At 39.2% G+C, this 13321-nt stretch carries 6 protein-coding genes; 1 reads left to right on the forward strand and 5 read right to left on the reverse strand.

The window, feature by feature from the left end:
- Positions 1-19: 19 nt before the first annotated feature.
- A complete protein-coding gene (locus WKT20_RS06200; RefSeq protein ID WP_117902186.1) occupies positions 20-1630 on the reverse strand; it encodes a sulfatase family protein in 1611 nt (536 codons plus the stop codon).
- Positions 1608-3401, reverse strand: a complete 1794-nt coding sequence (locus WKT20_RS06205) for an alpha-L-fucosidase (protein ID WP_117902185.1) — start codon at positions 3399-3401, stop codon at positions 1608-1610. The genes WKT20_RS06200 and WKT20_RS06205 overlap by 23 nt, the downstream gene beginning before the upstream one ends.
- A gap of 295 nt (positions 3402-3696) precedes the next feature.
- Here WKT20_RS06205 and WKT20_RS06210 point away from each other — a divergent pair, with 295 nt between their 5' ends.
- Positions 3697-4602 (forward strand): family 16 glycosylhydrolase, encoded by a 906-nt coding sequence (locus tag WKT20_RS06210; protein ID WP_117902184.1) that lies wholly within the window; start codon positions 3697-3699, stop codon positions 4600-4602.
- A 100-nt stretch (positions 4603-4702) separates the two neighbouring features.
- On the opposite strand, the gene WKT20_RS06215 is transcribed toward WKT20_RS06210, so the two are convergent.
- The 3 genes from WKT20_RS06215 to WKT20_RS06225 all read right to left on the reverse strand — a co-directional run bounded on the left by WKT20_RS06215 (position 4703) and on the right by WKT20_RS06225 (position 12950).
- On the reverse strand, positions 4703-6334 hold the full coding sequence (locus tag WKT20_RS06215; RefSeq protein WP_181996867.1) for a RagB/SusD family nutrient uptake outer membrane protein: 1632 nt from the start codon (positions 6332-6334) through the stop codon (positions 4703-4705).
- A gap of 11 nt (positions 6335-6345) precedes the next feature.
- Positions 6346-9408, reverse strand: coding sequence for a SusC/RagA family TonB-linked outer membrane protein (locus WKT20_RS06220; protein WP_117902182.1), 3063 nt, complete (start codon positions 9406-9408; stop codon positions 6346-6348).
- A 230-nt stretch (positions 9409-9638) separates the two neighbouring features.
- Entirely contained in the window at positions 9639-12950 is a 3312-nt protein-coding gene (locus tag WKT20_RS06225) for a glycoside hydrolase family 2 TIM barrel-domain containing protein (RefSeq protein ID WP_304217311.1), read from the reverse strand.
- Positions 12951-13321 lie beyond the last annotated feature (371 nt).

Here is a 13321-nt window from a genome sequence, read left to right on the forward strand (position 1 = left end):
TTATCAGTCAGTCAACTTACTATCTTAAAGCCTCATCAATCACTTTCTTGAGTTCAGGATAAGCCTCATCTGTATCGCCCACCTGTTTTCTCAACTCACGCAGTTTCTTTTTCATGTCCTTAAGAACTTTGGCGTATTTAGGATTATCAGCCAGGTTTACCATTTCGTAAGGGTCGTTCTTCACATCATACAGTTCGAAAGAAACCGGAGTAGGAACAATCTTGTGGCTGTCCTTCAACCATACCATTGATTTCTGTCCGTAACGTTTGTCATCGTAATGACGGCCATAGAAAAGTATCAGTTTATAGTTTTCTGTGCGGATACCTATATGTGCCGGAACATCGTGATGAATCATGTGCATCCAGTATCTGTAGTAAACAGCATCCTTCCAGTTTTCGGGATTTCTACCTTTGAACACTGAAGCAAAGCTCTTACCATCCATATATGAAGGTTCTTTACCGCCAACCATTTCGATAAGAGTTGGAGCAAAATCAATGTTGTTAATCATCAGGTCCGACTTGGCTCCCTTGTAAGGACATCTCGGGTCGCGGACTATGAAAGGCATTCTCTGAGATTCTTCATACATCCATCTCTTGTCCTGCAGGTCGTGTTCGCCAAGCATCATACCCTGGTCGCCTGTATATACGATAATGGTATTTTCCCAGAGTCCTTCCTTCTTGAGATAGTCGAAAAGACGTTTCAGGTTGTCATCCACACCCTTTACGCAACGCAGATACGATTTCAGGTAATGCTGGTAGGCAAGGTATGTATTCTCCATTTCATCACCTGTATTGCACTTATATTCCATTACATAATTGCGGATTTCATGACGGTTTGAGACAGAAGTTCCGATGAAGTGACGAAGTGAATCGTTCTTGCCTCTTGTGCCTTCGGAGCCCCATTTGTCTGTATCGAACAATGACAATGGAACAGGCACTTCCACATCGTCAAGATAATATTCATAGCGCGGTGCGTACTCGAACATATCGTGCGGTGCCTTGTAATGATGCATCATGAAGAAAGGTTTGGACTTGTCGCGTCTGTTCTTCAACCAGTCAATAGCAAGGTTGGTCACGATATCCGAGGAGTAACCCATTTTCTTTATCTGGTTATTAGGCCATTTCTTGTCAGTTACGTCACTTGTAAGGAAAGTAGGGTCGAAGTATTCGCCCTGTCCGCCATGACCGTTGAATACAGAATAATAGTCGAAGTGCGACGGTTCGCATCCCAAATGCCATTTACCGATCATGGCAGTCTGATATCCCATATTATGAAACTCATCCACCAGATATTCCTGTTCGGGCTGAAGCACTTCATCCAAAGTGAGCACCTTGTTACGATGGGAGTACTGACCGGTCATGATACATGCACGGCTTGGGGTACTGATGGAGTTTGTACAGAAACAGTTCTCGAAGAGCATACCGTCCCTTGCCAGTTCATCAATTGTAGGAGTAGGGTTCAGTACTGCAAGACGACTTCCGTATGCACCGATAGCCTGCGAAGTATGGTCGTCCGACATGATGTAGATGACATTCATCTGTTTCTGCTGCGCTGCGACACCAACACATACAGACAGGAATGGCATAACAGCCATTCCCTTCATTATATTATTTTTTAAATTCGTTTTCATAAGTCAGATTATCATTGAAATAGAACTTGCAAGACATATCATCGAATGATTTTACGTCTTTATTCTGCATTTTAACCCATTGTTCAGATTTAGCCTTGACAGCGACCTGAGTAGAAACCTCATTACCGTCGACTATACTCTTAAGAGTGACATTAGCATCCTCGGCACTATGGTTAGCCACACGTACAGTGACAAGGCATCCGTTGTCGACCTTATCGTACAGCGGTTTTGAAACCACCACACCTTTAAGCTTAATCTTGAACACATGAGCATATTCAGTTGGTTTGTTCTTAGGGAAGTTTACCACAAGACCTTCGTCAGTCATCTTATAGTCAATCTTTTCTGAGCTTCCAAGCATTTCAACTGACTCTATCTCCACGCTCTGGCAATACTTAGGAGCCAAGGACTTGATAATCACATTACCGTCTGTCCAAGCCAAAGACACAGCATAAAGATTATTGTCACGTGTTGTAAAGCGGATATCATCCGCGGTATATTCAGTTTTTGTATTGTCTGTCATGTAGCCTGCGGTACCAGCGTTATGTCCTTCGGAAGCAATAACCCATGGACGTGAGCCATATATTGCCTCGCCATTGGTCTTCAACCATTTACCAATCTCGGCAAGGACATTCTTCTGCTCGTCTGTTATAGTACCGTCAGCCTTAGGGCCTATATTCAGCAATAAATTACCGTTCTTGCTGACAATATCAACAAAGTCATCGATGATATGGTCAGGACTCTTATTTTCCTCGCCCACACAATAACTCCACGATTTCTTACCTACAGAAGTATCTGTTTGCCATGGATATTCACGAATTCTGTCACTCTTTCCTCTTTCTATATCGAACACCTGGATATTGTCACCATATCCGAATTTGGTGTTAACCACAACCTCTTTATTCCAGTCAAGTGCAGAGTTATAATAATAAGCCATGAATTTATAGAAAGTAGACTGGAATGGATATTTTCCCACAGTCCAGTCAAACCATATCAATTCAGGCTGATATTTATCGATAAGCTCGTATGTATGCATAAGAAACTGACGGCGTGAACGTTCGTTCGAGCCTTCATACTTTCCACAATATGGTGTCATACCTTGGCCTTCCGGTTCATGGAGTCTTTCACCATACAGAGTAATTGTCGTATCCTGTACATCAGAAGGAGTCTCCATACCATATTCATAGAACCAAGCATTCTCACATCTGTGAGAAGAAAGTCCGAAACGCAAACCGGCCTTCCTGGTAGCCTCTTTCAATTCACCGATTATATCCCTTTTCGGTCCCATATCCACAGCATTCCATTTGTTGAAAGTACTGTTATACATAGCAAATCCGTCGTGATGTTCAGCCACAGGAACGATGTATTGCGCACCCGATGATTTTACCACTGCCAGCCACTCATCGGCATTGAAATTTTCGGCCTTGAACATAGGTATAAAATCCTTATATCCGAATTTTGTCAAAGGACCGTAAGTCTGAACATGATACTTATTAATAGGATGACCATCCTTGTACATCCAGCGGGAATACCATTCGCTTCCGTATGCAGGAACGGAATAAACACCCCAGTGGATAAAGATACCGAACTTGGCATCCTTGAACCATTCAGGGATAGTGTAATTTTGTGCAATTGAAGCCGAGTCAGCCTTAAATACATCTGTACCCATTAAAGATACAGTAGAATCTACATTTGGAGCATAAGTTGAATTGCAGGAAGCCAACAAACTTAATGCCGCCACACCTAAAACCGTTTTCATGGATTTCTTATTCATAATAAATTTCTTACATTAAATAATCACATTTATTTTTCTGTAAGCAAAGATATACGCGAGTTTAATTTCCAATCAATTATTTAATTACTATAGTAAGGGGTAAAATATTTACCCCCTATTATTGAATAAATTTCTCCCTCTCATATCCGATAATCAACAACCATATCGAATAATAAGCAAAAATATTTTTTTAAATACAAAAGGTTTAACCTATTATTACACTATAATTTTCACCCTATGAATAAAAAATATATAGAGTAAATTTGTCATAGTAACAAACTGTAAAAACAAATTTATGAAAAACTATTTGATTTTCTTACTCACAGCATCATGTACAACTGCGGTAGACCTGAATGCCCAAGTCTGTACAAAAACAGGTAATGAATCCACAGAACTTACTATTCCGGAAAAATTCTACAAGGACAGCATTGATTTAAGCAATGCACCAAAAAGACTTAACAACAAGTATCCCCTTTCCGATCAGAAGAATGAAGGTGGATGGGTTCTCAACCCAAAAGCCTCTGACGAATTCAAAGGAAAGAAGCTTAATGAGGAAAGATGGTTTCCGAACAACCCTAAATGGAAAGGAAGACAACCGACTTTCTTTGCAAATGAGAATACTACATTTGAAAATGGCTGTTGTGTGATGAGAACTTACAAACCTGAAGCAGGCACACTGCCCAAAGGATATACTCATACAGCTGGCTTCATTGTGAGTAAAGGGCTTTTCCTATATGGGTATTTCGAAGCAAGACTAAGACCAAACGACTCACCATGGGTTTTCGGCTTCTGGATGTCGAACAATGAAAGAGACTGGTGGACAGAAATAGACATTTGCGAGAACTGTCCCGGCAATCCAGCCAACAGACATGACCTGAATTCGAACGTACATGTATTTAAAGCTCCGGCAGATAAGGGTAATATAAAGAAACATATTGACTTCCCTTCTAAGTACTACATACCATTCGAATTGCAGAAAGACTTTCACGTATGGGGGCTTGACTGGAGCAAGGAATATATCCGAATGTATATCGACGGAATACTGTACAGAGAAATAGAAAACAAGTACTGGCACCAGCCATTGCGTATCAACCTCAACAATGAATCGAACAAATGGTTTGGAGCTCTACCGGACGACAACAACATGGATTCTGAATATCTTATAGATTATGTAAGGGTGTGGAATAAAAAAGAGAAATAACATAATCTGAAATAAATAAGGCAGTCTTCATTATCAATAAGCTGATTATAAAGACTGCCTTTATATATAATAGGGATGATAAAGATTTAGATCCGCTCTATCACTCATTAGCTTCATCCGGATACTCTGTGAGAGAGTTTCCTGAATTACTTATTTCAATAGAGCCGATAGGAAGATAATTGAACTTCTTGCTCCATGCAGAGATACCATAATCTCTTCTAAGAATAGGCATCATAACCTCCTCGGCACGTCCTGAGCGGACAAGGTCAAACCACCTGTCACCTTCGCATGCCAGTTCACAACGACGCTCATACCATAGAACATCAATTACGCTTTTAAATCTTTCAGGATACATCTGCATTAACTGGTCTACATCAATATAACTTCCGTCCTCTGCATGAACATGCTTCTTTCTGAGTTCATTTATGTAATACTTCGCTTTTGCTTCATCAGGATTAGTACCTCTGAGATATGCCTCAGCAAGCATCAGATACACTTCACCATATCTGATGACCCTAACGTTTCCAGGTTTGTTTAGATTGGGATTTCCTATCATGTCATAATTCTTGAAAGGAGGGTATTTTTTCTGAGCATATCCCTGAAAATCAGGTCCGTAAGAGCCTGTCTCCCAAACTACTTTTTTTGATTCATCCTGAATATTAGCATTAGGTTTGGTTACAAGTTCATCGTAAGTAAATATTGCCGCATCACGACGAACATAATCATCTGGAAGGAAATAATCATACAATTCCTTTGTAGGCAAACAAAAACCATATCCATTATCATAATCAGGACTATTTTTCAACTGTCTCGGTCCACAGAAAGTTACCCACATAGCACCTTCCCCAGCATCAATATTACCCCAGTTTGTATTACCTGATTTGGTAGAGGTTTGTATTTCAAATATAGATTCCTCGTTATTTTCCTGATGAGCTGCAAAAAGTTTAGAAAAATCATCCGACAAAGTATAATTACCACTTGAGATTACATCCTCCAATAAAGATTTCGCCTTGTCAAAGATTAAAGCGTCATCATTGTTCCAGTCTGCCCAATAAAGATAGACTTTGGCCAACAAAGCTTGAGCAGCAGTCTTGGTAATACGTCCTTTCATTGTGTCCGGGAATCTGTCTTTCAGTTCTGGAATAGCCTCTAAAAGATCTTTCTCTATTGCTTTATTTACATTTTCGCGAGTATCTCTCGTAAACCTGAATCCTTCAGGATAAAGAGTCTCAAGACTAATAAAGCATGGACCATAATATCTCAACAATTCAAAATGATACCAAGCACGTAAGAATTTAGCTTCAGCTTTATAAACTTTAGCTTCCTGGCTGTCATACTCTGAATTTATTACAAGATTACATCGATATATACCACGGTAACGTGTCTTCCACAAATTGTCGGAAATAGAATTGACACTCGTATTTGAATAGTCTTCTATAGCTTGCATATAAGGCTGATCCTGATCAGAACCACCGCCTGTGCGAGCGTTATCAGAGCGGATTTCACCCATAGGTACTATGGAAGCAAGCGCATCACCCGAGCCACCACCTATGTGAGCTAATGGATCATAACAAGCAGTAAGTGCTTTGAACATCTGTTCATCGGTCCTATAAAAAGAACTTTCTGTTTCTGACATTATAGGATATGAATCCAGAAAACTGTCGCTGCAAGATGATGATGTAATTGCAGCAAACATGAGTATTAGAATATTATTATGTATTTTTGACTTCATAATTTTCATTTTTAGAAATTAAGACTTAAACCAAATCTGAATGTACGAGCCTGAGGATATGTACCATAGTCAATACCTGTGCTTAGAATATTGTCTCCTGCCATATTTCCAACTTCAGGATCCATAAACGGATAGCTTGTGAAAGTGGCAAGATTATCAATAGCTGCATAAATTCTTGCTTTATTCAACATCAACTTACTTATTAATTTAGTTGGGAATGAATAGCCTACCTCAAGTGAAGAAATCTTTAAATGCGAACCATCATAAAGATAAAAATCGGAAGGTTTGCTAAAGTTTCCATTAGGATCTTTGGATGAGAGACGAGGCACTCCATTATTATCACCTTCTTTCTGCCATCTATCCAGATAGTATGAAGGTAGATTAGAACGTCCGTATGCTTCCTGACGGTAAATATCAGAGAAAACTTTATATCCAGCTTTTCCTGTTAAAAAGATTGTCATATCAATACCTCTCCAGTCGGCACCTAAATTCAAACCGAATGTCCATTTTGGCCAAGGATTTCCACAATCGGTTCTATCTTCATCTGTAATCTGGCCATCGCCATTTGTATCTTGCCATATAAAGTCACCCGGAACGGCATCTGGCTGTATCACTTTACCATCTTTTGATTTATAGTTCTGTATCTGCTCCTCGTTTTGAAATATACCTAAATTCTTATAAAGACGGAAATAACCCATAGCATGACCTTCCTCCATACGAGTAACTTTTACAGATGTTCTCCAATCACCACCATCAGTATATCCATTTGTATTTCCTATCTTTACAACCTCATTTTTAAGATATGAAGCATTTGCGGAAACAGAGAAGTTGATTTCATTCCAATTTTTATTAAATGTCATCTGCATTTCAACTCCCTGGTTTGTTATATTACCAAGGTTTCTGAAAGCAGCATTATTACCTCTAATGGCTTCAACTGTTGGCTGGAACAACAAATCCTTAGTACTTTTTTTAAACCAGTCGAAACTTGCTCTAATCATACCATTATAGAATGTCATATCGGCACCAACATTAAATTGTTCAGAAGTTTCCCATTTTACATCAGGATTGACAAGGTTATTAGGAGCAGATCCCACAGTGATGGCATTACCAAACGTGTAATTATAATTATTGCCAATAATAGAAGTATAGGAGAATGGAGAAATTCGCTCATTTCCGTTCTGTCCCCAAGAGAATCTAAGTTTGAAGACATCAAAGTTCTTAATTTTCCAGAATTTCTCATTCGAAACATTCCAACCTAATGAAACGCCCGGGAAAGTAGCATATCTGTTATTGGGGCCGAAATTTGAAGACCCATCGCGTCTGACCACAACTTCCGCCATATATTTTTCAGCATAATTATAGCTTAGACGAGCAAAATATGAGAACATACTATGTCTAGGATTAGCCCCGCCACTATTAGCTGATGTCATAACATCACCTGCATTAAGATACCAGTAATTCTCATTGGTCATTGCTTCATTTGGATATTTATTTCGTGTTCCTGTCATAAACTCATAAACATCTCTTGATGCAGAAGTACCTAACAGGACAGATGCAGAATGTTCACCAAAAGATTTTTTATATCGCAATGTATTCTCCCACTGCCAACTACTATTAACATTTGTACTTTGTTCTACCCTAGAATTATCTTCTTTACATTCTGCAGAATGAAAAAACTTTGGTGCAAACATTCTTCCACGGAAATTCCGATGATTAATACCAAAATCTGTGCGAAAAACAAGGTCTTTAATAAAAGTAATCTCAGCATAAACATTACCAAAAAATTGCTGGGTAATATTTTTATTCTTAGGTGCCTCATCCATAAATGCAATAGGGTTCCACATACGGCTATAAGGTACAGGAGAGACTCCATATCCGAAAGTATCGTTGCTATTCTCATCATAAACCGGAGTAGTAGGATCAATATTATAAGCGTATGATATCGGATTATAGCCATTAATGCCGGTTGCCACTCCACTATTCTCTATATATGCATAGTTTACGTTTGCACCTACACTTAAGAAATCATTTATAGAATAGGAACTGTTCAGCCTTGTGCTGAATCGTTTGTAAAATGACGCATCTTCACCGATAATACCATTCTGGTCTAGATAATTCAATGAAAGCAAGCTTGAACCCTTATCACTGCCAAAGTTAGCAGTAATGTTATGCTCAGTAACAGGAGCTGTATTCAATATTTCATTAAACCAGTCTGTATTATAACCTGTTGGAGCAGTAGGTACACCACCGGCAAGCGGCATATCATCATTGTCGGCAAACTCTTTCATTAGCATGATGTACTGTTCATCATTCAGCATGGTTGGTTTCTTTGCTACTGTAGAAAAACCATAGTAACCATCATAAGCAAGCGATGTCTTTCCTTTCTTTCCTTTCTTTGTGGTTATAAGGACTACACCATTAGCGGCTCTGGCACCATAAATAGCAGCTGAAGTTGCATCCTTCAAGACTTCCATGCTTTCAATGTCGTTGGGATTTACACTGTTCATGTCGTCCATAGGCAGTCCGTCAATTACAAAAAGAGGATTAGAGTTTCCATTTGTACCAACACCACGAATTACCAGCTTCGGTGCTGATCCTGGCTGACCGGAATTTGTCACAACGTTCACACCACTAACCCTACCGCTCAATGCATTCACAGCATTTGCTGGTTTAGATTGCAATAAATCATCGGAATCGATGCTACTGATAGCACCTGTTACAACACTTTTTTTCTTAACCTCATATCCTATTGCTACAACTTCCTCGAGTGCAATGGCAGATGTTTTTAATTGAACGTCTATCTTAGACTGACCTTTATACACTATATTCTGTGTATCATATCCTACGAAGCTATAAATCAATGTCGATTCCATTGGTACATTTTCCAAGATATAATTTCCGTCCAAATCAGAAATAATACCGTTTGTGGTACCTTTAACTAAAATACTTGCACCTATCACAGGTAAACCATCGGAGTCTGTTATACAACCGGTAACTTTCCCGTTCTGTGCATTTAATGGTAAACTGAACGTTATAAGAATCAGCATACACATTAATGATAGTGTTCTGTTCATAATCTAGAGTTTTTTAATTAGTGTTTTTCTTTAAGTGAAATTTTCAATTTTATCAGTTGCGCGCTACTTACTGACACCACAAATATATTTACTCTGATTATAACCAAAGGGGAAAAATTCCAAACAAATAAGGGGGGATAAATGGATTAACCAAGTATTTAAAGAAAATGGCTGTTAAAATCTGTTTCAAGACTCCAACAACCATTTTATCATTAATAATCATCAGAATATCAGAATTTCTTTCTGCCCATTTCCTTAAGATTAGAATCTCTGTCGAGTGGAACAAAAGTAAATCCGTATGAATAGCTTCCGTTCAGAAGACGCTTGTTTATTGAAGGACGGGCCTTAAGACTCCAGCTATCTGTTCCGCCCACTCCAGCCTGAACCAGGTCGATATTAAGAGTATTAGAATACAAGTCCTTTTCAAGTTCATTTATATGTTTAGCCTTATCAATCGCATTCTGCGACATCTCCCACACTGAGACAGATAGGGGTTCATCGCCGACAATCATCACACCTGCCTTATCCGACTGCAAGGCAAACCATCTCACGTCACAACGGTTTCCGTTTTCCTGCGGCACTACATAGTCAAATCCCAGAGCGGACACCTTGCAGTTATATATAGACACCATTGCAGAGGCTTTTCTGTCGGAATAGTTTTCCCATGGGCCACGTCCATAATATGTCACATCCGACAGACGATTGGTACATTCGCATTGCAATCCTACGCGCAACATTTCTGATATTTCAGGAGACTTCATCATTGAATAATGAACGCCTATTGTTCCGTCTGCTTTTACTTTATAATTCAAGGTAAGTCTCAGTCTTTCATCTATAGCCTTTAGCACCTTAACCTCAAGATTGCCTTCCGATTTGCGTACATCTATAGAAACTGTCTTTAGCTTTAATGGAGCATCTTTCCAGAATGCAAACAGTCTATCGACCTTCCATCCTCGCCAGTCATTGTCTGTTGACGCTCTCCAGAAGTTTGGTTTCAGAGCAGATGTGATGATACTTTCATTATCTATCTTATACTGATTGATATAACCATCACTGATATTCAGATAAAAGTTCTTTCCCTTCACGCTGATGTCTTTCTTGTTATCTGAATCGATTTCCATATCCAATGTAGTATCAACACATTCTACTATCTTTGGTAAAGAAAGATACTTAAACTGTTCCCAGGCAACCTCGTATCCAGCTTTGGCATACAGATTGTCATTCTTGAGCCTGGCACTCAGGCATAACCAATATTCCGCACCGTCATCGGCCTTGAAATTCTGAATAGGAAGTTTTAGTTTACAGCTCTCACCAGCTGGTGTTGTCGGCACAATAATCTCACCTTCCTGCAATACACTGTCTTCGTCCTTCAATTGCCAAAAATAACGATACTCATCTGTTGAAAGGAAGAAGTTTCTGTTTTTCACAGTTATCTCTCCACTATAGACATTATCAGTTGTAAATGATACAGGAGCAAACACGTACTTGCATTCCTCAGTAGCAGGTTTAATGGAGCGGTCGGCACTGATAACACCATTTATACAGAAGTTTTGGTCGTTGTGCTCCCCTTTCTCATAGTCACCACCATAATTCCATGATTTCTTATTATATTTCCGTTCATTATCCAGCAATCCCTGGTCTATCCAGTCCCAAATATATCCGCCGGCAAGCGCATCATGAGAACGTATTGCATCCCAGTATTCTTTCAGCCCGCCGGTAGAGTTTCCCATAGAATGTGCATATTCACACATTATTATCGGACGGTTCATGACCGGATTCTTAGTCATCGCAATAAGCTCATCGACCATAGGATACATACGGCTGATGACATCGACGTATAAAGGATCATCGGGATTGGCATACACATAAAACTCTTTCTTTGCCGGTTTGACTTCTTCGTTTACATTAAAATCTATCTCACTCGTAACGATTGATGCTTCTTTACGTCCGATAGGTTTGTATAAAGGATTTTCCGGCTGACCTTGTGCTCCCTCATAATGAACAGGGCGGGTTGGGTCATAATCTTTCAACCATCCTGACAGGGCAGCATGATTAGGACCGCATCCAGACTCGTTACCCAACGACCACATGAACACAGAAGGATGGTTCCTGTCTCTTACAGCCATTCTTACCACTCTCTCCATGAATGGATTAATCCACTCAGGTCTGTTGGACAGATAGCCTCTTTGATGATGAGTTTCAAGATTAGCCTCATCCATTACGTATATACCATACTTATCGCACAATTCATAGAAATAAGGGTCGTTAGGATAGTGCGATGTGCGGACTGTATTGAAGTTATAACGCTTCATAAGCAGAACGTCTTCGAGCATCTCATCACGTGTAACGGTCTTTCCTCCGGTCTCGCTATGGTCATGGCGGTTTACACCAATGAGTTTAATAGGAGTGTCATTCACCAGAATCTGATTACCTGTTATTTTAATATCCCTGAACCCTACCTTATTACTTCTCGCATCCACCACGTTGCCATTTCTGTCTGTGAGCTTTATAACCAAAGTGTATAGATAAGGGTGTTCCGAATTCCATAGTTTTGGCTTAGAAACAATTCCCTCCATCATTCCGTAATAAACATTATCACGCTGAGGATAAGGTTCGTTCACCACATAATCGGCTGTAACGGTAATGTCTTTTCCAAACACAGGATTTCCATCGGCATCATATAATTGGGCGGATAAATTCCATCCCGTCAAATCTTCCATATTCTGATTTGTTATCTCGGGACGAATCTGTAATCGTGCTATATTCTTTTTGAAATCAATACGTGTTCTTACTCCATAATCATATATAGCCACCTGCGGAATAGACATGATATATACCTCACGATGGATACCAGCCATTCGCCAATGGTCAGCATCTTCCATATAACTTCCATCAGTCCACTTATACACCTGTACTGCTAGTTTATTTTCCCCATTCTTCACGTATTCAGTAATATCAAATTCCGTAGGCAAACAACTGTCTTCGGAATATCCCACCTTCTGTCCATTTACCCATACATTGAATCCAGAATAGACACCTCCAAAATGGAGTATAATCCTGTCATTCTTCCACTTGTCTGGAACAACAAATTCTTTAATATAACAACCGGTCTGATTATTCCTGTCAATATATGGCGGACGAGCCGGGAAAGGATAAATAGTATTTGTATATATGGGATAACCATATCCCTGCATCTCCCAACATGAAGGAACAGGAATACTTTTCCATGATGATGAATTGTACTCTACTTTATAAAAATCACCGGGTGCCAATGCTACATCTTCGGAATAGTTAAACTTCCATTGGCCGTTCAACGACATATACTCTGATTTTTCTCTGTTTCCATCTAAAGCCCAATCCACCCTCCGGTAAGAATAAGTAGTACTGCGGGGAGACAAACGGTTAATTCCGTTTATGATCTGGTCCTGCCATGCATTCTGATTGTTTCTCCATTGTTTGACTTTAGTATCCGATGCCCACAGAGATTGCATCAGGAAAAATAACACAGAAAATGAAAAAATAGATTTTAAGTTCAAGTTCATAAATTCGCATTTTAAGTTTCTATGCAAATATATAAGTATAATGAACAATGAAAAGGGTATATTTCTATCTATATAGAGTGGTATTTTTACATATGAGCTTAAACTTTACAGAACACTATCCAAATTACTATACTATGTAGTAATCTATTTGAAAATATTATATATTACCATATCACAAATCTTTTCAGACAATTTTTATATATTCTCATCTTATCCCTTACATCAAAGGTAAATCCCAATCCTGATTTGCCAGCCGCATTTATTCCTTTTTTCAGGAGAATTTTCTTTATGGCTTACGCCATGAAAATTCTCCTGAAAAAGAATGCGGCGGCAAACGGATTAGAATTAAAAGAAAGATTACAGGGATTAAC

It is taken from the genome of Phocaeicola sp. ICN-14070 (assembly GCF_037892625.1).
In the GTDB taxonomy this organism is placed as follows: domain Bacteria; phylum Bacteroidota; class Bacteroidia; order Bacteroidales; family Bacteroidaceae; genus Phocaeicola; species Phocaeicola plebeius.